Here is a 21,949-nt window from a genome sequence, read left to right as displayed (position 1 = left end):
GTATGAAAGTAGGTCATGATAGCCTATCAACACAATCTCAATTAGATGTTAAAGATAAAACTTATCATTATTTTAGTTTAAAAAAAGCTGAAGCTAATCATTTTCCAGGGATTAGCCGCCTACCTTATTCGCTTAAAGTTCTGTTAGAAAATCTACTTCGCTTCGAAGATAATAAAACGGTTACTACTTCTGATATAAAAGCACTTGCTCAATGGATTAATACCAAAACCTCACAACATGAAATTGCTTATCGGCCTGCTCGTGTTTTAATGCAAGACTTTACTGGCGTCCCAGCGGTAGTCGATTTAGCTGCAATGCGCGATGCGCTTAAAAAGATGGGGGGCGACGCTACAAAAATATCACCCTTATCTCCTGTTGATTTAGTTATTGATCATTCTGTGATGGTTGATCGCTATGCCAGCAAAGATGCCTTAAAAATTAATACAGAAATTGAAATTCAACGTAATAAAGAACGCTATGAATTTCTGCGCTGGGGACAAAAATCCTTTGCCAATTTTCAAGTTGTTCCTCCAGGAACCGGTATTTGCCATCAAGTTAACTTAGAGTATTTAGGTAAAACTGTATGGAGTAGTGAAAATGATGGCCAGCTGTATGCTTACCCTGACACACTTGTTGGTACAGATTCACATACCACGATGATTAATGGCTTAGGTGTTCTTGGTTGGGGTGTGGGTGGTATTGAAGCTGAAGCGGCGATGTTAGGCCAACCCGTTTCTATGTTAATTCCAGAGGTCATTGGCTTTAAATTAGTTGGTCAATTAAAAGAAGGTATTACAGCAACTGATTTAGTTTTAACCGTTACCCAAATGTTGCGCAAAAAAGGCGTAGTAGGTAAATTTGTAGAATTTTATGGTCCAGGTTTAGCAAGCCTTCCTCTTGCTGATAGAGCAACTATTTCTAATATGGCGCCAGAATATGGTGCGACCTGCGGTTTTTTCCCAGTTGATCAAGAAACACTAAATTACCTACGTTTAAGTGGACGCGATGACAATACAATTGCTCTCGTTGAAGCTTATTGTAAAGAGCAGGGCATGTGGTACAGTGAGCAAGCAGAAGAACCTATTTTCACTGATACATTATATCTTGATTTAGCAACCGTCGAACCTTCACTGGCTGGACCAAAACGTCCACAAGATAAAGTGAATTTAACCACCCTACCACAAGAATTTAATCACTTCTTGCAAGATGCCGGTAAAGAAAATGAAAAGAATAAGTCTTTTACTGTTAAGGATACTGATTATTCCCTACAGCACGGCCATGTAGTAATCGCTGCTATTACCAGTTGTACTAATACTTCAAATCCTAGTGTAATGATGGCTGCAGGTCTTGTTGCTAAAAAAGCCATAGAGAAAGGCTTAACGCGTAAACCTTGGGTTAAATCTTCTTTAGCGCCTGGTTCTAAAGTGGTCACTGATTATTTAAAAAATGCAGGCCTACAACCTTACTTAGATAAATTAGGTTTTAATCTCGTAGGTTACGGTTGTACAACTTGTATTGGCAACTCCGGCCCACTAGATGAACCTATTGCTGAAACGATTAACGACAATGATTTAGTAGTAAGTGCTGTACTTTCAGGTAACCGAAATTTTGAAGGACGCGTTCATCCACAAGTACGTGCTAACTGGCTAGCCTCACCACCATTAGTCGTTGCTTATGCATTATGTGGTACGACTACCAAAGATTTAAGTAAAGAGCCTATTGGTCAAGATAGTAAAGGTAATGATATCTTCTTAAAAGATATTTGGCCTACTAATCAAGAGATTGCAGATGAAGTAGCTAAAGTTAATGGCACCATGTTTAGAAAAGAGTACGCTGAAGTCTTTCAGGGTGATGAACATTGGCAAGCTATTAACGTACACAGTGGAATTACTTACCAATGGGATGGTAATTCTACTTATATTCAGCATCCACCCTTTTTTGAAAACCTCTCTGCTAAACCTGAGCCTATCAAATCTATTAAGGATGCCTTTATATTGGCCTTGTTAGGTGACTCTATTACGACGGACCATATATCTCCAGCTGGTTCTATTAAAGCCAACTCACCTGCCGGTTTATATTTAAAATCTAAAGGGGTAGAAGAAGCAGATTTTAATTCTTATGGTTCAAGGCGTGGTAACCATGAAGTGATGATGCGTGGAACGTTTGCCAATATCCGTATTCGTAATGAAATGGTTCCAGGCATTGAGGGTGGATTTACTCGTCATATTCCTTCAGATAAAACCCAACCTATTTATGATGCTGCCATGCAATATCAAGCTGATAATCAACAACTAGTGATTATTGCAGGAAAAGAATATGGTACAGGTTCCTCGCGCGACTGGGCGGCGAAAGGCACTAATCTTTTAGGTGTTAAAGCGGTTATTACCGAAAGTTTTGAGCGAATCCATCGTTCTAATTTAATTGGTATGGGCGTTTTACCTTTACAATTTTTAGATGGAACAACTCGTAAAACATTAGAATTAAATGGGTCCGAACGAATTAGTATTAAGGTGGACGATAATTTAAAGCCTGGTACTCAGTTAGCAATGGTAATTAAGCGACAAGACGGCCAAGAGGAAACTGTACCGGTATTATGCCGTATTGATACGGCTAATGAGCTTGAATACTACCGCCACGGTGGCATATTACAATATGTATTACGTAATCTAAGTTAATTCTGTACTGTTTATTTAATCTGTATTAAAGTGCTACACCTAAAGCTACAAATTAAGTTAATAGCTTAATTTGTAGCCATTAATATTAATTATAAAAAAGAATCTTAGTTTTAATTAGTTGTATTCAAGGATTTTTGTGCATGTACCCGCCTAAAAAAGTGCTTTCCGTTTTTTCCTTAGTCATGATCAATGTTATTGCCGTTGATAGCTTACGTACGCTACCTATGAGCGCAAAATTAGGTTTGCCCTTAATTAGTTATTATGGGGTTGCTGCCATTACTTTTTTTATTCCTATTGCTTTAGTTGCTGCAGAACTCGCCACAGCCTACCCAAAAACAGGCGGTATTTATGTTTGGGTACGAGAAGCTTTTGGACAGCGTGCTGGCTTTATTACCATTTGGCTGCAATGGATTTATAATGTTGTCTGGTACCCTACTATTTTAGCCTTTATTGCCGCTACCTTTTCTTATCTTTTTGCCCCTGAACTTGCTAATAATAAATTATACCTTTTAACAACAACTATCAGTGCATTTTGGTTATTTACCTTATTAAATTGTTTTGGCATGCGCTTATCAAGTTGGGTCAGTACTATCGGGGCTATTTTTGGCACTATTTTACCTATGCTAATTATTATTGGCTTAGGTATAATTTGGCTATTACAAGGTCGACCAAGTGCTGTTGACTGGTCAAGCTCTTGGTTACCTGATTTTAGTAATTTGGGTAATTTATCACTCTTTGCAGCGGTTTTATTTGGTTTAATTGGGGTTGAGATGTCCGCTGTGCATGCTGAAGAGGTCAAAAACCCCCATAGAGATTATCCGCGGGCCATTCTTTATTCTATCTTCATTATCTTCTTAACCCTTGTTTTAAGCTCTCTTGCCATTGTTGCCGTTGTTCCTAATGCTAAACTTAGTGTGGTATCAGGCTTAATTGATGCTTTTGCTATTTTCTTTAATAGCTATAATATGGCTTGGATGACTTTTGTGATTGCCCTATTAATCATTCTTGGGGGATTAAGTGGGGTTTCTGCGTGGATCATCGGTCCGACTAAAGGGCTTTTAATTGCGGCTCGTGATGGTTCATTGCCAAATATATTTGCGCGAGTTAATCAATATGGCTCGCCTGTTGCTATCTTAATTATTCAAGGAATTATCTTTACGTTATTAACTAGTGTATTTATCCTATTTGATTCGGTGAATGCAGCTTATTGGCTTCTTAGTGACCTTTGTGCGCAAATGGCCTTATTAGTTTATATTTTCATGTTTGCAGCAGCAATTAAATTACGCTATAGCCAACCTAATTTACCACGCGTCTATCGCGTTCCAGGTGGCAATGCAGTCATGTGGTTAATTTCTCTAACAGGAATCCTATGCTGCTTAGTTGCAATGCTCATTGGCTTTGTTCCGCCCACCCAAATCCCTATTGAAAATATCGCCTTTTTTGAAGCATTTTTAATTATCGGTCTTTTTGTCTTTGTCGCAATTCCTTGGTGGTGGGCAAAGAAAAGAACTAAAGCCTAAGATCAGTGCACATGTTACATTACTAGATCCTGTGGACAAGCCACAGGACGAGGTTTAGCAGAAAGAATCTGCTAGAAAACTTTCATTTTTATCTTGTGCAATATTAGTAGTCGATTGCAACCATTACGTCATATAACCTTAATTTTCATTTGTTAAAGTAGAGCAATAGAATTTAATATTGAAGTGATGCTATGTATAATTTCCGCCTATTTGAAAAGTCAGCTGAAGATGCTGCTCCGATACTTGGAAAGCTCGCAAGTAAATGGAAGGTTTCCTTTTATATGAGCTACGGTGGCGAAAGCGAATCAGATGAGATAAATACAAAGTTGTTTAAAGAGCTCTTAGAAATACCTACTGATAAACACTTAATAAGCTTACCTTATTTAGTGTTTGAAGCTTCCTGTCATATCTTTCATGAATTAGCAGGTGATGAGAACCATCAGCTTTTTGATAAGCATACTGTTAACATGCTTGCTCCAGCTGCCGTAGAAAAAGCTTATATAGATCTCAAACTAGATAGTAAATCAGTAACACTTGATGAAGTATTGGTTGCAGGAATAGCTATTTGGAATTTAATGCTACCCGAATCAGCAGGTGGGGTTTATCCAGAAAAAGATTATCCTAAATTTGCAGAAAATATGCATCGTAATCTAACTAAATTCTGGACGGGCTACGATTGTGAAAAGAAAATTACTGTGGAAATAATGCAACAGTCTTTTGAAAAGCTTAAAACTTTTGCACTTTGTCGAATGCTAACTGAATTAGAGTTAGAAAAATCCTCAGTAATGACAAGAACCCTTTAACAATTTATTAGCTTTAATAACACTTAGAATAATGAAATCACTAGTGCAAAGTGATTATTGCACTAGCTTTCTGCAAAACAATTTTTAGCGGCTGCTTAAATTTAAAAGTAATAATGATTCTAACATTTAACTACTTTAACCTATTTGTCATTGCTAGTTAATCTTCCGGCAGTGACATTAAACTCGCATTACCGCCTGCGGCTGTCGTATCAACGGTATAAGTTCGTTCATGACATAAACGCAGTAAATAATATGGCCCCCCTGCTTTTGGCCCTGTACCTGAAAGCCCTTCGCCACCAAATGGCTGTAAGCCTACTACAGCGCCAATCATGTTGCGGTTAACATAACAATTACCAGCATGAATATGTTTACGTATATAATCAACTTGTTGATTTATGCGGCTGTGAATACCTAAAGTTAAACCGTAGCCAGTGCTGTTAATATCTTCAATGACTTTATCTAACTCTTTTCGTCTATAGCGAATAACATGTAAAACTGGCCCAAATACTTCTTTTTTTAACGCCTTAATAGAGTCAATGGCAATAGCGGTAGGCGGCATGAAGTAACCACTTTTACAGTCATCATTTAAATTACATTGATAAATGAGTTCGTGGTCTTGCTGCATAGTACGTACATGATCTTGTAATGCTCTTAAAGCATCCTCGTCAATAACAGGACCAATGTCAGTCACCAACCATTGTGGATCACCTATTTTAAGCTCTGCCATAGCTCCTTTTAATAAATGTATTAATCGGGGATATACTTCGTCTTGTACATATAAAACTCTTAGTGCGGAGCAGCGTTGTCCAGCACTTCCAAAAGCTGAATGAATTGCATCAACAACAACTTGTTCTAACAGCGCTGAAGAATCTACAATCATGGCATTTTGCCCACCTGTCTCAGCGATAAATGGAATCATCTCACCACCGCGAGAAGCTAATGTTTTATTAATACTGTCAGCAGTCTGGTTTGAACCGGTAAATAAAATAGCTTTAATGCGTAGGTCATTAACTAATGCAGCACCTACTACTTCCCCTGAGCCAGGTAATAGTTGCAAGACATCGGCTGGAATACCAGCTTGGTACATGAGTTTAACTGCAGTAGCAGCAATAAGTGGTGTTTGCTCTGCAGGTTTAGCAATTACACAGTTACCCATTACTAAAGCCGCGACAATTTGACCGGTAAAAATGGCTAAGGGAAAATTCCAAGGGCTAATACAAAGTGCAATACCGCGACCGTGTAAAGAAAGCTCATTAAGTTCTCCTGTATAGCCTTGTAGTTTCTGCGGGGAAGCCATTAATTTCATGGCTTGCGCTGCATAATATCGACAAAAGTCAATGGCTTCACGAACTTCCGCTACACTATCAGACCAGGTTTTCCCTGCCTCTTTACAAAGCATTGCTAGCAGCAACGGTTTATTTTCCTCTAGTAAATCAGCAAGTCGCAATAAAATTTTTGTGCGCTCTTTTACAGCTTTTGTATTCCAGGAAGGGAAAGCTGTTTCGGCATTTTGTAGTGCCGCTTGTATATCTTCTGGCGTAGCTTCTGAAATTCGACCAATAGTATCTTGTTGATTTTGAGGAGAGGCGACACTATACTCAACCTGCTTAGTTGCTTTGCCCGCTATTAATGGTCCTGCCTGCCAATGTTTAAAATCCATTTGCTCATAAATCGCTTTTAATTGCCGAACTTGGTCACGATCACTAAAATCGAAACCAACAGAATTAGGCCGCTCTGGCATAAATAGATCTTTGGGCGGCACAATATTTGGATTAGGTTTATTAATGAGGGCCAGCGCTTTGGCAACTGGGTCTTCTACTAAAGAACTAATGGGTGCTTTCTCATCGACTATACGGTTTACAAACGAAGAGTTAGCTCCATTTTCTAATAAGCGTCGTACCAAATAAGGCAATAAGTCTTCATGACTTCCTACTGGCGCATAAATACGACAAGGAATACCTAACTGATTAGCGGGCACTATTTGTTCATAGAGCTCTTTACCCATACCATGTAAGCATTGAAATTCAAAATCACGATAATCACCTACTAAATTTAAAATCATGGCTACTGAATAGGCATTATGAGTGGCAAATTGCGGATAAATAGCATCCGTCATGGTTAAAATCTTCTTAGCACAAGCTTGGAAAGACACATCAGTAAAAACTTTTCGCGTAAAAACAGGATAATCAGAAAGCCCCTGCATTTGTGTTTTCTTTATTTCACTATCCCAATAAGCGCCTTTAATTAGTCTGACCATGATGCGGCGATAATTTTTTCTTGCCAAATCTGCAATCCAATCTAATAAGAAAAAGGCTCGCTTCTGATAGGATTGCACTGCTATTCCAAAACCGTTCCAACCATCAAGGCTTACATCATTAAATACTTTTTCTATTACATCTAAAGATAATTCCAATCTTTCTGATTCTTCAGCATCAATAGTTAACGCAATGTCATATTGACATGCCGCTTGCGCTAATGCTAATAGCTTAGGTGGTAGCTCTGCCATTACTCTATCGCGTTGTGCTTCATAATAACGTGGATGCAGCGCTGATAATTTAATTGAGATACCGGGGCGCTGATAAACGGTACTATTTTCTGCAACTTTGCTGCCAATAACTTCTATGGCCTTACTGTAGGCTATGAAGTAACGTTCTGCATCAATTTGCGTAAGTGCTGCTTCACCAAGCATGTCATATGAGTAGCGATAACCTTCTGTTTCTTTCTTCCTTGCCCGCGATACGGCTTCAGTGATTGTTCTGCCCATTACAAATTGTTTACTCATAATTCGCATTGCTTTTTCAACCGCTTTACGAACTACTCCTTCACCACTACGATTAATTAACGTTAAAAGTGCTTTACTTAACCGAGTGTCTGCTCGTTCAGGCGTTAATACTTTGCCTGTTAACATTAATGCCCATGTCGTTGCATTAACAAAGAAAGACTCACTTTGCCCACGATGTGATTTCCAATCAGCAGAAGCTAGCTTATCTTTAATTAAGCTATCTATAGTAGCATTATCAGGCACCCGGAGTAATGCTTCAGCGAGGCACATAAGCGCAATACCTTCTTCGCTTGATAAAGCATACTCGGTAAGAAAGGAATCAATTCCTGTTGTTTTCTTGCGCAGCGTTCTAACTTTCTCTACTAAGTTTGTAGCAAGATTCTGAATCACTTGTACCATTTGGGGTGACAAAGTGGCATTTTTAATAAGTTCATTAACTAAGGTCTGCTCATTCATTCGATAAGCTTTATTAATTAATGTTCGGCTTTCTTGTGGAAGATACGTACTTGACCTTTCCAACATAGCTATCTCCAATAAAACTGGCTAAATACATGATGGGATGATAATTCAGAAAATATTTAAATGAAATTATATTTATCAAAAATACCTCAACACCAGCATACCATAATTTGATTCATTTTTAACCAAAAATTAAAAATTTATAGATCTTTTTTTTAACAAATAGATATTTAATAAAACAAATTTTTACATAAAACACTATTTTTTTTGAAAACAAAAAATACTATATGTATATATATTATACATAACAAAATTTCGAAAATGTATAAGCTTTTGAATTGATTAAAAAAATTATTAAATGATCAGTCATTATTCTTATAATTTTACATTTGCTTCATTTGTCAATATAATCACCAATCCTAACAACACCCTTTAACCAAATTTGGGTTCTGGTTTTAACTTTTTAACCCTGCAGTTGCAGATGTTTATCTTCTAAGTTAGCCAAGTTAAAAATGGTTCAATTAACCGCGCTAACCAGCATAAAGGAATTATTTTTAACTGCAAGTAACAAGAGAAATACATTCTATGATTGTGGGTTTATCAATAAAAAACGAGGAATTATGAATACAATATTGAGCCTACTGTCTGTTGCTCTATTCTCTTCTAGTGTTTCAACAACTACGCCTACAGTAACAGCACCTTCAACACCAAATCAACTAATTAACCAAACAGCAGTTGAAATTAAAAAACCAATTATTGAAAAAGCAGTTGAAATTAAAGAACCGATTATTGAGAAAGCAGTAGAAGTTAAGAAAATTTCAGACATTAACCAACAAGTTCAGCTCCTAAGTCAAAAAGCGCCCGAGCTTGATCAAAAAGTTTTACGACTAGCGCTAGCAGCTTATCAAAAAGCATCAACCAAAGGTGATGTTAAAAAACCTGTATTAACTGTTATCGATTACTCTTTACCCTCCTCTAAACAACGCATGTGGATTTTTGACTTAAAACAAGAAAAGCTCCTATACAATACCTATGTGGCCCACGGTAGAAATTCAGGCGCTAGCGTTCCTCGTCATTTTTCCAATCGCATGTCTAGCAAAGAGACGAGCTTAGGTACTTATGTTACACGTGGCACTTATATAGGTTCTAAGGGCTTATCATTAAATCTGCAAGGGCTTGAAAAGGGTATTAATGATAATGCTTATAATCGTCGAGTAGTTATTCATGGTGCGTGGTATGTTGAACCAACTTTTATTAAGAAAGCAGGTCAAGCAGGTCGAAGCTGGGGTTGCCCGTCGATAGCAAAAACACTTGCTAAACCGGTTATCAACACTATTAAAGATGGCTCTGTCGTTTTTGCTTATTATCCAGATAAATATTATTTAGCTCATTCAGGCTTTGTATTAGTATAAAAAAATAAAGCCAGGGCTCTTCCCTGGCTTTTCGCAGTCTTCCAACCAGAACATCCTGTTCTGCTCTCAATCCTTGAGTATCATTTCCGTATGATTCCAAATCCTTTTGTAGACTTCAATTCCTTATGAAGTCATGCTGTAAACTTAGCAGCTAGATGAGTATACAGCAAGCTCAAAATTTTAAATAAGTGACAACTTTAAAAACTTATTAATTTTTTAATTATTTATTAATCAATAACTTAATAAAAAACCAAAAACTTTCTTACCAGCAAAAAGCTCTTTCTCTCAAATCAACTTGAGATATTTCTTGGGCCAAAACAAGAAATATTCCGATTCCATTTATCACACATCAGATAGGAAAAGGCTTTTTATTAAAGATGTTTTTATTTACAATTTAGCCTTATTTAGAAATAGGAAGTCAACCACTAATCACTAACGAAGCGAAAATGGTCTTCTATTAAAGAGACAAATCTGTAATAAAGTGAGGTTGAAATATAATGGATGGTATTATAAGTAGAAACTTTCCGAGCATTTTAATTATAGTAGTTTATAATTTAACATAAACTTGTATACTGCTTAATTTAAATTAAGTTTGTAATACTAAGCTATTTCTTAAAAATTAGCATGGCAATTAACTATATTGAGTAACGTTATGAATCAGCATGAAGGCGCAAAAAAAGATAAGCAAATGATAATTAATTGGCTTATTGAGCATTTTCCAAATGCTTTTTTTAAAAAAAGCAGACAAGTTAAACCATTACAAATTGGTATTTTTGATGAGATAGTTGAATTTTATGATAGGCTAGATTCACCCCCTTTTAGTAAGAAGGCATTAAGAGAAGCATTAAGCTATTACAGTTCATCACCTGCTTATTTAAATTGTCAAAAAGCAGATAGCGCACGGGTTGATCTTTATGGCAATGAAGTTGATGTTGTAACAACTGAGCAAGCTAAATATGCTTATCAGCGATATCAGCAACGCTATGTCGAAAAGAAAGATAATGCCAATGCTACTACTGCTAAAGTAAAAGAGTAAATCGTTGAGCTAGGTCTAACCTATGCTTGCTAAATTACCTTTCATTCCCGCGCAGCTGGGAATCTATTTTTAAATCAACACAACAATGTAAGTTAAAGATAGATTCCCTCTTAGGAAGAAATAATAGTACCCTTAAGTTAACATTATTTAAGCAATCTATTCATTAACAATTCTTTTAAACTTTTCTACAGCACATTAAATAGTTCACGCTTACAGAAGGTTGTAAGCTGGCAGTGCGACTCAGTGGATTATAATTCATTCCTCTTATGCTTATAACTTCAAGGCCTTCTGCTCTAGCCATAGCAGCTAATTCAGCAGGCTTTATAAATTTATAGTAGTCATGAGTCTGCTTAGGCAGTAAATGCAAAAGGTATTCAGCAGCAATAATGGCCGCTGCGTAAGCTTTTAAGGTACGATTAATAGTAGATAAGAATAATAGACCGCCAGGTTTTAACAACCGTGTACAGTGCTTAATGACTAACTCAGGCTCTGAAACATGCTCAAGCATTTCCATACAAGTAATATTATCAAAACAGGTCGCTTCATAATCCTCAATAGGCGTATTAACATAATTAATTACTAAATGATTAATGCTTGCATGTGCTTTTGCTATCTCAATAGCCTCATAGCCTGCATCAATACCCGTTACTAAAGCCCCTTCTTCTGCTAATGCTTCACTTAAAATACCACCGCCACAACCAACATCTAAAAAAGTTTTTTGCTTTAATGCGGTAAATTCTTTAACAAACTCAAAACGAGCGGGGTTAATATCATGCAACGTTTTTAAATCACCTTCCCTATCCCACCATTGAGCGCTAAGCTTAGCAAATTTGGCTATTTCTTGTTCATTTATTGTGGTCTGATTATTCATGGCAATTTAATAAATTTAAGGGTTTAAAAAAATCTAAAACATCGGGATTTGTAATAAAACTAATATTGTAAGGATGTTCAGAGGTTAAGCTTTTAAAGAGTTTTGTCTCTGGTATTTGCGCTGCAAAATAACCAAATAAAATTAATTGTAAAGAAGGATTATAATCTGCTAATTGTTTTAATAAACTAGCCATAAAAGGGCGCCATTGCTTAGCATGTAGGCGAACAGGTTGGCTAAAAACTAAAGTTGCATTTAATAATAAAAAACCTTGATGAAGCATATTTAAAAATAATTGCTCGGCAGTCTGACAATAGTGAGATTTATCCAGTTTAGCAATAGCTGCTTGGGACAAATCATTTTCTTTTAAATCACCTCGGGTAAGCAGCAACATTTTAATAAAGTTGCGCAAAGAAGTTGCGCGATTAACTTCCTTACTTAAGCCTTTGGCACTCCAAAGCGATTTAACTGCGTTATCCCAAAAAGCATAGCCATTTGCTGATTGTGCACGAGGATAAGGTGATTCGCCCAATAGAATATAACGAACTTTTGATAAAGGCCACTGAAAAGCTGCAAATAGCCTATCTAATCCAGGCAACCAATTAGCACTCTTTTCTATCTCTTGTAAATAATTTTGATCCATACAAGCCAATGCATTTTCTAAAATGGCATGCCACTCTGGATGTGTTTTGGCAATTAAATGGTTCAAAAGAGCTCCTTTTTTCATGAAAACAATTTAATTTTAGCAAATTAAATACCTTGAATTTAAGAAAAACTAATAAGCTTAAAACCAAGCTTTCGTAACAATGACAGTTGTAATTTGGCTATTCTTATCACGTTGTAATATTGTCCAAGTTGACTTACAGCGTTGTAGATGACCTAAAAGTTCTGTTTGATTATTACAGCGATATCGTATAGGCATATTATCATACATTGCTTCTTTATCTAAAGCTTCACATCGTTCGCCGGTATTTAATTCAATTGCCCAAGGATAGGTCTTAGAAACATCTAGTTGACTATGCTGACTATTGTTAACTGCTGCTGGTAAGTTGATTAATACACTCGCTCCATTCCACGGGGATTGTGGGCAAATGGCTTGCTTAAATGCACTAAATTGTTTTACAAAGCAAGGATCATAGATTTTGTCTTGTACCTGGCATCGCCAGGCATCTTCACGCTGTATTCGCCTAGATTGCTGCCAGCACACCCCTGAATAGGTTGCTTTTATAACTAGAGGCTGTTGCTCTACTACATCGCCAAAAGGTCTATATAATTTTATTTCAGTGTCTGCATAACTTAACGATACAAAAAAGATTGCAAAAATCAATGTAACTTGCGCCCACATAGGTTCCCCTCTTGATTTTATTTAGTGTATTATTTCCGCTATATGACAAAACCACTTTTTTACAGCTTAAACTTAAAAAAAGTAAGTTTTTTGTCGTTAATAAGGCCTTCGTGCTATTAAATTAAACTCACAATGATTCTATAGCGTCGCGCACTAAGTTTTAAACAAGGCGCAAGTGAGCGAGGCAAAGAAATGTACAGAAAAGATACATGACTAAGCCGAGCTTACTTAGTATAAAGTTTAGTGGGTGGCGCTATATCACTCTCTATTTGATTTCGGAGTACATAATGACAGATGTCTATACGGTAAAACAATGCTTAGAAGGTGAAATAAGCATTGATAAAACAGTGACCGTTCAAGGTTGGGTAAAAACAAGACGGGATTCAAAAGCGGGCCTTTCTTTTATTAATCTACATGATGGCTCTAGTTTCTCGCCAATTCAGCTGGTAGTTCCTTCTCAATTATCAAATTATCAGCAGGATGTTCTAAAAATTACGACCGGATGTTCACTTAAAGCAACTGGTAAGCTAGTTGCTTCGCAGGGAAAAGGCCAATCTTTTGAAATTCAAGTAGAAGCACTTGAAGTAGTTGGCTGGGTTGATGATCCTGAACACTACCCTATTCAAGCAAAAAAACATACGCTTGAATTTTTACGTGAAGTAGCACATTTAAGACCACGTACCAATACAATTAGTGCTGTAACGCGTATAAGACACACACTTGCTCAAGCTATTCATCGTTTTTTTAATGAGCGAGGTTTTTTTTGGATTCATACTCCAATTATTACAGCAAGTGACTGTGAAGGCGCTGGAGAGTTATTTCGAGTTAGTACTCTAGATTTAATGAACTTACCAAAAAAAGAAGATGGAAAGATTGACTTTGCAGAAGATTTCTTTGGTCGGGAAACTTTTTTAACCGTTTCAGGACAATTAAACGTTGAAGCTTATTGTCTTGCCATGTCGAAAGTTTATACTTTCGGCCCCACCTTTAGAGCTGAAAATTCCAATACTAGCCGTCACTTAGCAGAATTTTGGATGGTTGAGCCTGAAATTGCTTTCGCCGATTTAAAAACTATTTGTAACTTAAGCCAAGCTTTATTGCGCTTTTTAAGTAAAACTGTTTTAGAAGAGTGCCCAGATGATATGGCCTTTTTCAATCAATTTGTTGCACCGGGCTGTATCGAGCGTTTAGAAAACATCATTGAATCTGAATTTGAGGTCATGACCTATACTGATGCGATTGCCCAATTAGAAAAAGCACAAAAATCGTTTGATTACCCCGTAAGTTGGGGACTTGACTTACAATCAGAACATGAACGCTATCTTGCTGAGGAACTTTGTAAAAAGCCGGTAATTATTACCGATTATCCTAAAGAAATTAAAGGCTTTTATATGCGCCTAAATGAGGATGGCCGCACCGTAGCAGCGATGGATGTTTTAGCGCCAGGTATTGGTGAGATTATTGGTGGTAGCCAACGTGAAGAGCGTTTAGAAATTCTGGATAAGCGAATGGAGGCATGTCACCTAGATAAAGACCATTACCAATGGTACAGAGATTTACGACGCTATGGTTCAGTACCCCATGCAGGTTTTGGTTTAGGTTTTGAGCGCTTAATTACTTATGTGACAGGGATTGCTAATGTGCGCGACGTCATTCCATTTCCTCGCACACCTGGACACGCTGATTATTAAAATGTGTGTTAAAACGGCTTTCTTACATACATGGAAAACGTTTTTCGTGCGAAGAATTTAACTACAACTATTAACCTCTGGATCCCGCGAACAAGTCGCGGGACGTAGACAGAGGCGAACGTTTTCGTGCCAAGATTCTAACTACAGCTATTAACTCCTGGATACCGCGAACAAGTCGCGGGACGTAGACAGAAAGGAACGTTTTCGTGCCGAGAATCTAACTACAACTATTAACCTCTCGATCCCGCGAACAGGTCGCGGGACGTAGACAAGGGGTTTGAGCTTTTAGTTTTTTTTATACATCAACTTTAAGGTCTATATAGCTGGACCTTAAAGTCTATCTTTATGCATTCGAATACATTCGACGTCCCGCGGCTTGTCCGCGGGATCCAGGGAGATTAGTCTTAGCTCAACATTTATTACCTATTAGATCTAGCACCGAATTACATTATTGATACAAAGAACATTCCAAATAAACTAAGTTAAAACGCCCTCTTTAATTGTAAAAATCTTATCCATTTGCGAAGCTAATTGTTGATCATGGGTTACGATTACTAATGCTGTATTTAAATTTTTATTTAAATTTAACATCAATTCAAACACTTTATGGGCAGTGGCCTGATCCAGATTACCTGTCGGTTCATCCGCAAGCACACAAAAAGGCTTGTGAACTAATGCTCGAGCTATAGCCACACGCTGCCTTTCACCGCCAGACAGCTGTGAAGGCTTGTGATCAAGCCGATGACTAAGCCCTACTTCCTCTAAAATTGCTACCGCTTGTTCACGAGCACTAGTAATAGCTGTATCACCTAATAATAGAGACATAGCAACATTTTCAATAGCACTAAATTCAGGCAAGAGATGATGAAATTGATAAATAAAGCCTAATTCCTTATTACGAACCTTACAACGCTGTTTTTCACTAAGCGTATGCCAAGCTGAATTTTCAATAACCACCTCACCCTTAGTCGGATTATCAAGCCCACCTAGTAAATGTAATAAGGTACTTTTGCCAGAACCAGAAGGCCCAATGATAGCTAAGCGATCACCTTGATTAATTGTAAGGTTAACTTGCTTTAAAACTTCAACTGTATTAACCCCATCATGATAAGTTTTACTTAAATTTACACAATTTAAAATAGTATTATTCATAGTGTAATGCCTCCGCTATCACCGTTTTTGAGGCACGCCAAGCAGGATAAATAGTAGCAACAAAACTCATTAATAACGCTATTATACAAACTTCAATTAAATCTTTAATCATTATTTTTGAAGGTAAATAATCAACGAAATAAATGCTTGAAGACATTACTTTAAAATGGAAAAGTGACTGCAGCCCATTGACTATTGCTGTTGCATTACTCGCCAAAATTAATCCACCTATTAACCCTATTAATGTACCAACTGCGCCTACTACCATTCCTTGCACAATAAATATCCAAAGAACAGTTCCAGGAGTAGCACCAATAGTTCGCAAGATGGCAATCTCAGATTGCTTATCATTAACAACCATCACTAATGAGGAAACAAGATTGAAAGCAGCAACTGCAATAATTAGCAGAAGAATTAAAAACATCATAGTTTTTTCCATTTTTACTGCTTCAAAAAAAGCGCCAAATTGATTAGTCCAATTAGCCACTTGGTATCCTTCGCCCAGCTTATCGCTAAGCTCTTTAGTCATTTCTGGGGCGTCATAAACATTCGCAATTTTCATTTTAAGCCCAGTAACGTCATTTCCCATCTGCAATAATTTTTGCGCATCAGTTATATTTACAAATCCTAAAGAAGTGTCAAAATTAAAACCGCTGCCAGCTGAAAAGACTCCCACCACTGTAAAACGCTTAAACCGCGGTATCATACCAGCTGGAGTAACCGTTGCCTGGGGTATCATAATAGAAACTTTATCACCTAACATTAGACCTAAATTGTCAGCTAGACCACGACCTAAAATAATACCAAAGTGCTGTAAATTGGCGATATCACCTGCTAACAACTTATCTTTTATATGAGATACTTGTTGTTCTTTTTCAGGTAATACACCTGTTAGTACAATTGGCAAAACTTGTCCATTATGAGTTACTAACCCTTGAGCTCCTATAAAAGGCGCAATTGCTTTTACACGTGGGAAGGTTGTTAGCTGATTTTCTAGCATTTGCCAATTAGCTATTTTACCGCTAGAACTTGTAATGGTAATTTCTGGTGCCATACCAAAAAATCGGTTATGAATTTGCTCATCAAAGCCATTCATAACTGAAAGAACCGTAATTAAAACCATTACCCCAATACCAATACCAAGCATCGAGCTTAAAGAAATAAACGAAACAAAATGATTTTTCTTTCTTGCTCGGGTATAACGTAAGCCAATATAAAGGGCTAAAGGTTTAAACATAATTTATTATTTTTAAGTTATAAAGTTATATTGTAGTTAAAATTATCTTACCTGGGTATAAAAAATTTATTAATATTCAGTTACTATAAAATTTTATTTTTGTAATTAAAACTATTATTTAAGTAAAGCAAAAGTTGTACCAAGGAAAGTTACTATAATTTGAACAGAATCAATATTTAGGATAATTATGTTATCTTCGAGTGAATTAATCTTACGTTTATTATTATCAGCCTTTTTAGGCTGTATTATTGGCTTAGAAAGAGAACGCTTATCTTGGGCTATGGGCTTGCGTACTCATATGCTTGTATGCACCGGTTCATGCTTAATTATGGTTATTTCTGCCTTTGGGTTTTTTGATATCTTAAGCCCTGCACACAATCATATTGTTCTTGATCCCTCGCGGATAGCAGCCCAAGTTGTATCAGGGATAGGCTTTTTAGGCGCAGGCGCGATTATTTTACGTAATAATGTAGTACATGGCCTAACTACAGCAGCAAGTATCTGGGTGGCTGCAGGTATTGGCCTTGCTATTGGTGGTGGCCTTTACTTTGCCGGAATTGCAACCACAGTTATTATTCTGATTATTTTAATTGTAGTTAAACCACTTGAGGATAAATTTGAAGCGAAGCGAACGAGGCGCGTTCTAAATTTTCAAATAAAGCATGGGCTTATGTCTATGGAGTTTCTTAGAGAAATTATTGGTGATAATGTTAACCAAGTTGGGCAGTTAATCGTACATCCAGCTAAAAATTTAGAGCATGATACTGTAACATTAATATTTGCTAAAATACACTATAAGATAGCTAATGAAATTATAGAAAAATTAGCAAATAATCCTTATATCAGAAATATTAATGTATCTAATACGATTTATGATAAGCAGACTTCTGGCTCCCAATAAATGATTTCATTTGCTAAATTTCTTTAATTTATTTTACCATCATTTAAATCTCTGACTATAGTTAATTTAAGGCTTAATATTAATAGAGCTTTGTATAACCGATAGATTTTACTTTATTGACAAGGCGTAAGCGTTTTAAGGAGTTAAATTTATTAGCATATAAGAACATCAAAAAAAGGCTTACAAGGTAGCAGTAAAGTAAAATCTATCGGTTATACAAAGGCTCTAGTAAATGGAATTAATGGAGTGATTATGCCTGTACATGAACGCAGACAACATTTTCGCATAGATGATGAAATCTATTTTGAATATAAAGTCATTGAGTCCGGAACTTTCAATTCAGATAAATCAATTACTGAAGAGTTGCTAGGTCATAGTGGGCAACGATACTTAGAAACAACGCGCTATTTCCAAAGTCTTGATTATGAGTTATCTAAGCTAACCCAATCACTTGCACTTAAAGAACCTGCCATCGCTCACTATTTAAATTTATTAAATGCTAAAATTGATTATCTAATGCGGCATTTATCAATTGCTGAGAAAACACCTAAACATAAAGTTAATATTAGCCTGGGCGGTATGGCTTTTTATACAAAAAAGAAAATAAAAGAAAATACTTCTTTGAAAATGGTTATTTATACCAAACCAAAAATGATACCTATTATTGTGAATGCTATAGTTGTTTATAGTCAGTATTTCAGTACTGATAACTATAGAACAGCAGTTCAGTTTGAGAGCTTAAATACAGAGCAAGAGCAGTTATTATCACAACATATTATGCTTGCGCAGGTACAATGCCGCCTAGATTGATGTTGTTATTAGGGCTGATTGAAAACTAATTGATGTTGCAGACGTAAAAGGCCTTTAATAAGCTTTTATTAATCGATCTTTTGACCAAAATGTTTTCCAAAAGAAAAGTTTAATTTATTTTTACCGCTTATCCCTATAAAATAACTTCCGATTACTACAGCAAAAAAGTAGGCCATTTATGACTAGACAAATTTTATGTGCAAAATTAAATCAAGAATTAGAGGGCTTAGACTCTACACCCTTCCCCGGCCCCTTAGGTGAGCGAATTTATCAGCAAGTTTCAAAGCAGGCTTGGAAAATGTGGCTTGCGCATCAAACGATGCTTATTAATGAATATCGCTTAAGTCTTATTGATCCAAAAGCACGAGAGTTCTTATTGAAAGAAATGGAAAAATTCTTTTTTGGTGAAGGTTCAGACAAACCGACAGGTTATATTCCACAAGGGTAAAACTCTAATCAATTAAGTGATTATAAAAAAGAAATATGTAAAAAAAATTTAATTTTGATACTTGACTCAAAACCATTAACAGAGTTTAATAGCAACCTCTTGGGGCCAGATAGCTCAGTCGGTAGAGCAAAGGACTGAAAATCCTTGTGTCGGTGGTTCGATTCCACCTCTGGCCACCATTAGAATCCATGACATTAGCTTAGTCTAGCTTAATTAAAGTGTCCCTTCAAATGGTGTAGAGCCCTTTTATTGTAGCTTTGTTTGATTAACTATTGAATCATAAGCCTCTTGCGTTTGCTTATCTCTCTTTCTATAACTGCTAAACAATAAAGGTTTATCATTAACCGCTTTTTCCGCAATTTTGCTTATCTCTGTAAGAGCTTCACTCGCTAATTGAGGTGTATCTATTCCTGCTTTAGCTTTTTCATAAATTTTATAAATGTGATTTGGAACTTTAATAAGTTTTCCATCTACTTCTATTTCTGATTTACTTCCCCACTTGCCAACTTTCCAAGGGGTTTGTTCAATTAATGTTTTTATATTTTTAAGCAAATCAATAGTAGATTGCTGTTTAATTTCTTTTTCCTTTTTACTTGAAATGTCTCTTTTAAATTCTTCAAATCTGGATTTATATAATGAAGAACCATTAGCCAAGCTTTTTGAATATTCAGCAAAGTTTTTTAAGTCATCTTGATTTACTTGGTGAAAAGATTTCAGTTGGTTGGGTACAGATAGGTCCCTTATATTTTTACCATAAAGCGCTGATGTAGCATTTAAAAATGCATTAAAATTTATATAATTAAAATCAGTACCGCCATATTGTTTTGCTAGTACCTGTACAAAATATGCATGCCATTCAAGCTCATCTCTCGGAAGATGTTTTCTAATCCCCTCCGCTGTAATACTTTGTTTATAATTATTATAAAGTTTATTAATTTTAGCTACTATTGTCTGCTCGCCTGTCTGCTCATCCACAGATGATACTATTGGTATCACAGCACGAGGTAAGGCTAGTATAACCCCTTTAAAATCATTCATTGAAGAATTAAAAATATAGAGATTTAAATTCTCTAATACCTGTTTTGCGGTATAAATGTTGTTATAATTTATATTTTGTAACTGTTCAATAGCTACTAAAAGAGTACTTATATTATAAAAACAGTTAACTAAGCTCCGCTCATTTAAACAATCATTAAATTCCTTAATGTATGATGATAGTTGCACATTATCTTTATTTTGTTCTGCAAACTGCTTAACCCATTCTAAAAATTCACTAAAATTCATTTTATTCAACCAAAAATATCTCTACCTCTATTTTAACATAAATTTTGATCAATTTGCTTATTGTTTGATAATATTATTTAACTTATACAGTACAATAAGCGTAATTTAATAAAATTGAAGTCTTCAATTTGTAAAATTGCCTTAAGCAATTTCACCAGCTAAGCCCCATTCCAAGTCTACTTGCTGCCTTAACTAAGTCCCTTATAAATTAAGTTATTATCAACTAGCCAACAAATATGATTATAAATCAATCAAATTGTGTATATACAATACTAATAATATATTAAATTTATTACAGAACAAGGAAAGATGCTCATATTAAATTACTTTATTTACTCGAATGTCTCGAAGTGTTTTAGCTAGCGTAGGTCGGGCCTGTGGCCCGACAAATCCAAACTATTCTCCAAAGTGATTATCTGCTGGCAATGTATCACACCATGCCCAATCATTAGTAATTATTCCTCTTTGGATATATCGGTGTATGCTAGAATATCTCCAGTTAGAGGCTTTTTGAACATAACCGTGTTTCACCGGGTTAAAATGAATATAATTTACATGGTTTTCTAAATCTAATTCATCTCGGATAAGATGCTCCCAAAAGCGCCTTTGCCAAATACCTCGTTCTCGCTTTTTTTGTCTTGCAGGCGTAATGGGTTCTAAACAAGGGAATTCTTTTGAAAAGAGAGATTTAATCATACGCAAACGTAATGAATAATTACTATCATTTTCAGGCAGGCTCATTATTAGATGCAAATGATTAGGCAAGATTACATAGGCAAGTATTTTAAATGGATATTTTGTTTTTGTTATTTGTATAACATTAGACAACAAATTAATTTCTTTAATTAAAATATCATTTGTTCTATTAGCAAGATTAACTGTAAAAAAATAAGTTGCACCTGCTAGGAAAACTCTTCGATATTGCATGAGTTTGGACTAGTTATTTTCCATAAAGCTTATTTCTAAATGAATTTTGTTTCTTAATCAAGTGCTTTTTGTCGGGCCAAGGCCCGACCTACGCTAGCTAAATCCTAATTTCTAAAAATTTGGTAGTTGCATTAATACGAGATGTTTTATTAGCCGGCGTAGCCTGGGAGAAGGGCGCAGCCCGTATCGCAGGTTTACCTTGAACCTCAATTATTCACCGAACTCTCCACTCAAGAAAGCGCCTCCCCAATTTCTATCTAATAACTCAAACTGAACATAATAATGAAAACTGGAATAAATCCACTCATTAGCTGTGGCAACATAGCCATGCTTTACATGATTAAAATGAATATAATCCACATGCGCCTGCAAATCTGACTCATTACTTATTCGGTGCTCCCAGAGCTTTCGCTGTCACAGCTGATATTCTCCGCGCTTATCGGGTTTTATAATAAAACCCGACTTGATTGATAAGACCTAGTATTTTATAGCAATTCTTAATTTCGAAAAATCCATCGAAAACCTGGGATACGGGCTACGCCCTTCTCCCAGGCTACTTGCTGATTCTTAATGTTTTATTGCATTGCATAAAAAAATAA

Annotated in this window: 18 protein-coding genes and 1 tRNA gene; 10 read left to right on the top strand and 9 right to left on the bottom strand. The window is 36.1% G+C overall.

Going from position 1 to position 21,949, the window contains the following annotated elements; all coding sequences use genetic code 11:
• Positions 1-2 precede the first annotated feature (2 nt).
• The 3 genes from acnA (at position 3) to ACNVED_RS04525 (ending at position 4,998) form a co-directional block, all read left to right on the top strand.
• On the top strand, positions 3-2,675 hold the full coding sequence (gene acnA, locus ACNVED_RS04535) for an aconitate hydratase AcnA (RefSeq protein ID WP_419420575.1): 2,673 nt from the start codon (positions 3-5) through the stop codon (positions 2,673-2,675).
• Positions 2,676-2,815: 140 nt separating this feature from the next.
• Positions 2,816-4,195 (top strand): APC family permease, encoded by a 1,380-nt coding sequence (locus ACNVED_RS04530; protein WP_419420574.1) that lies wholly within the window; start codon positions 2,816-2,818, stop codon positions 4,193-4,195.
• 191 nt (positions 4,196-4,386) lie between these two features.
• Complete coding sequence (locus ACNVED_RS04525; RefSeq protein ID WP_419420573.1) at positions 4,387-4,998, top strand: hypothetical protein; 612 nt, start codon at positions 4,387-4,389, stop codon at positions 4,996-4,998.
• 157 nt (positions 4,999-5,155) lie between these two features.
• On the opposite strand, the gene putA is transcribed toward ACNVED_RS04525, so the two are convergent.
• Positions 5,156-8,302, bottom strand: coding sequence for a bifunctional proline dehydrogenase/L-glutamate gamma-semialdehyde dehydrogenase PutA (gene putA / locus ACNVED_RS04520; RefSeq protein ID WP_419420572.1), 3,147 nt, complete (start codon positions 8,300-8,302; stop codon positions 5,156-5,158).
• A gap of 557 nt (positions 8,303-8,859) precedes the next feature.
• On the opposite strand from putA, the gene ACNVED_RS04515 reads away from it, so the two are divergent.
• Entirely contained in the window at positions 8,860-9,651 is a 792-nt protein-coding gene (locus ACNVED_RS04515; protein WP_419420571.1) for a murein L,D-transpeptidase catalytic domain family protein, read from the top strand.
• A gap of 652 nt (positions 9,652-10,303) precedes the next feature.
• Positions 10,304-10,687 (top strand): ProQ/FINO family protein, encoded by a 384-nt coding sequence (locus ACNVED_RS04510; protein ID WP_419420570.1) that lies wholly within the window; start codon positions 10,304-10,306, stop codon positions 10,685-10,687.
• A gap of 175 nt (positions 10,688-10,862) precedes the next feature.
• Here the strand turns inward: ACNVED_RS04510 and ubiG are convergent, their stop codons facing one another.
• The 3 genes from ubiG to ACNVED_RS04495 are packed head-to-tail and all read right to left on the bottom strand — an operon-like array spanning position 10,863 to position 12,900.
• On the bottom strand, positions 10,863-11,558 hold the full coding sequence (gene ubiG / locus ACNVED_RS04505; protein ID WP_419420569.1) for a bifunctional 2-polyprenyl-6-hydroxyphenol methylase/3-demethylubiquinol 3-O-methyltransferase UbiG: 696 nt from the start codon (positions 11,556-11,558) through the stop codon (positions 10,863-10,865).
• On the bottom strand, positions 11,551-12,282 hold the full coding sequence (locus tag ACNVED_RS04500; RefSeq protein ID WP_419420568.1) for a uracil-DNA glycosylase: 732 nt from the start codon (positions 12,280-12,282) through the stop codon (positions 11,551-11,553). The genes ubiG and ACNVED_RS04500 overlap by 8 nt, the downstream gene beginning before the upstream one ends.
• A 57-nt stretch (positions 12,283-12,339) precedes the next feature.
• Positions 12,340-12,900, bottom strand: a complete 561-nt coding sequence (locus ACNVED_RS04495) for a hypothetical protein (RefSeq protein ID WP_419420567.1) — start codon at positions 12,898-12,900, stop codon at positions 12,340-12,342.
• Between the two features lie 287 nt (positions 12,901-13,187).
• Here ACNVED_RS04495 and asnS point away from each other — a divergent pair, with 287 nt between their 5' ends.
• Positions 13,188-14,591, top strand: a complete 1,404-nt coding sequence (gene asnS, locus ACNVED_RS04490) for an asparagine--tRNA ligase (protein ID WP_419420566.1) — start codon at positions 13,188-13,190, stop codon at positions 14,589-14,591.
• A gap of 477 nt (positions 14,592-15,068) precedes the next feature.
• On the opposite strand, the gene lolD is transcribed toward asnS, so the two are convergent.
• Both lolD and ACNVED_RS04480 read right to left on the bottom strand, forming a co-directional pair.
• Positions 15,069-15,743, bottom strand: coding sequence for a lipoprotein-releasing ABC transporter ATP-binding protein LolD (gene lolD, locus ACNVED_RS04485; protein WP_419420565.1), 675 nt, complete (start codon positions 15,741-15,743; stop codon positions 15,069-15,071).
• On the bottom strand, positions 15,736-16,980 hold the full coding sequence (locus ACNVED_RS04480; protein ID WP_419420564.1) for a lipoprotein-releasing ABC transporter permease subunit: 1,245 nt from the start codon (positions 16,978-16,980) through the stop codon (positions 15,736-15,738). The genes lolD and ACNVED_RS04480 overlap by 8 nt, the downstream gene beginning before the upstream one ends.
• A 187-nt stretch (positions 16,981-17,167) precedes the next feature.
• On the opposite strand from ACNVED_RS04480, the gene ACNVED_RS04475 reads away from it, so the two are divergent.
• From ACNVED_RS04475 to ACNVED_RS04460, 4 genes are all read left to right on the top strand, one after another.
• Positions 17,168-17,881, top strand: a complete 714-nt coding sequence (locus ACNVED_RS04475) for an MgtC/SapB family protein (RefSeq protein ID WP_419420563.1) — start codon at positions 17,168-17,170, stop codon at positions 17,879-17,881.
• A gap of 252 nt (positions 17,882-18,133) precedes the next feature.
• Positions 18,134-18,691, top strand: a complete 558-nt coding sequence (locus ACNVED_RS04470; protein ID WP_419420562.1) for a PilZ domain-containing protein — start codon at positions 18,134-18,136, stop codon at positions 18,689-18,691.
• A gap of 178 nt (positions 18,692-18,869) precedes the next feature.
• A complete protein-coding gene (locus tag ACNVED_RS04465; RefSeq protein ID WP_419420561.1) occupies positions 18,870-19,139 on the top strand; it encodes an oxidative damage protection protein in 270 nt (89 codons plus the stop codon).
• Between the two features lie 103 nt (positions 19,140-19,242).
• Positions 19,243-19,318 (top strand) — tRNA-Phe (locus ACNVED_RS04460).
• Positions 19,319-19,385: 67 nt separating this feature from the next.
• Here the strand turns inward: ACNVED_RS04460 and ACNVED_RS04455 are convergent.
• The 3 genes from ACNVED_RS04455 to ACNVED_RS04445 form a co-directional block, all read right to left on the bottom strand.
• The gene (locus ACNVED_RS04455; RefSeq protein ID WP_419420560.1) at positions 19,386-20,423 is read right to left on the bottom strand and encodes a hypothetical protein; all 1,038 of its coding nucleotides are present in this window, start codon (positions 20,421-20,423) and stop codon (positions 19,386-19,388) included.
• Between the two features lie 396 nt (positions 20,424-20,819).
• Positions 20,820-21,350 carry an REP-associated tyrosine transposase gene (locus ACNVED_RS04450; protein ID WP_419420559.1) on the bottom strand — a complete coding sequence of 177 codons (531 nt, stop codon included), beginning with the start codon at positions 21,348-21,350 and terminating at the stop codon, positions 20,820-20,822.
• Positions 21,351-21,560: 210 nt separating this feature from the next.
• On the bottom strand, positions 21,561-21,722 hold the full coding sequence (locus ACNVED_RS04445) for a hypothetical protein (protein WP_419420558.1): 162 nt from the start codon (positions 21,720-21,722) through the stop codon (positions 21,561-21,563).
• Positions 21,723-21,949 lie beyond the last annotated feature (227 nt).

It is taken from the genome of Legionella sp. D16C41, from assembly GCF_048541585.1.
In the GTDB taxonomy this organism is placed as follows: Bacteria; Pseudomonadota; Gammaproteobacteria; order Legionellales; family Legionellaceae; genus Legionella_C.
This window is presented reverse-complemented; position numbering and strand designations above follow the sequence as displayed.

Coding starts and splice junctions, on each gene's coding strand:
- putA (WP_419420572.1), bottom strand. CDS start 8,302: ATGTTGGAAAGGTCAAGTACGTATCTTCCACAAGAAAGCCGAACATTA.
- ACNVED_RS04465 (WP_419420561.1), top strand. CDS start 18,870: ATGACTAGACAAATTTTATGTGCAAAATTAAATCAAGAATTAGAGGGC.
- ACNVED_RS04515 (WP_419420571.1), top strand. CDS start 8,860: ATGAATACAATATTGAGCCTACTGTCTGTTGCTCTATTCTCTTCTAGT.
- ACNVED_RS04480 (WP_419420564.1), bottom strand. CDS start 16,980: ATGTTTAAACCTTTAGCCCTTTATATTGGCTTACGTTATACCCGAGCA.
- ACNVED_RS04510 (WP_419420570.1), top strand. CDS start 10,304: ATGAATCAGCATGAAGGCGCAAAAAAAGATAAGCAAATGATAATTAAT.
- ACNVED_RS04525 (WP_419420573.1), top strand. CDS start 4,387: ATGTATAATTTCCGCCTATTTGAAAAGTCAGCTGAAGATGCTGCTCCG.
- asnS (WP_419420566.1), top strand. CDS start 13,188: ATGACAGATGTCTATACGGTAAAACAATGCTTAGAAGGTGAAATAAGC.
- ACNVED_RS04475 (WP_419420563.1), top strand. CDS start 17,168: ATGTTATCTTCGAGTGAATTAATCTTACGTTTATTATTATCAGCCTTT.
- lolD (WP_419420565.1), bottom strand. CDS start 15,743: ATGAATAATACTATTTTAAATTGTGTAAATTTAAGTAAAACTTATCAT.
- ACNVED_RS04500 (WP_419420568.1), bottom strand. CDS start 12,282: ATGAAAAAAGGAGCTCTTTTGAACCATTTAATTGCCAAAACACATCCA.
- ACNVED_RS04450 (WP_419420559.1), bottom strand. CDS start 21,350: ATGCAATATCGAAGAGTTTTCCTAGCAGGTGCAACTTATTTTTTTACA.
- ACNVED_RS04530 (WP_419420574.1), top strand. CDS start 2,816: ATGTACCCGCCTAAAAAAGTGCTTTCCGTTTTTTCCTTAGTCATGATC.
- ACNVED_RS04495 (WP_419420567.1), bottom strand. CDS start 12,900: ATGTGGGCGCAAGTTACATTGATTTTTGCAATCTTTTTTGTATCGTTA.
- ubiG (WP_419420569.1), bottom strand. CDS start 11,558: ATGAATAATCAGACCACAATAAATGAACAAGAAATAGCCAAATTTGCT.
- ACNVED_RS04455 (WP_419420560.1), bottom strand. CDS start 20,423: ATGAATTTTAGTGAATTTTTAGAATGGGTTAAGCAGTTTGCAGAACAA.
- ACNVED_RS04470 (WP_419420562.1), top strand. CDS start 18,134: ATGCCTGTACATGAACGCAGACAACATTTTCGCATAGATGATGAAATC.
- acnA (WP_419420575.1), top strand. CDS start 3: ATGAAAGTAGGTCATGATAGCCTATCAACACAATCTCAATTAGATGTT.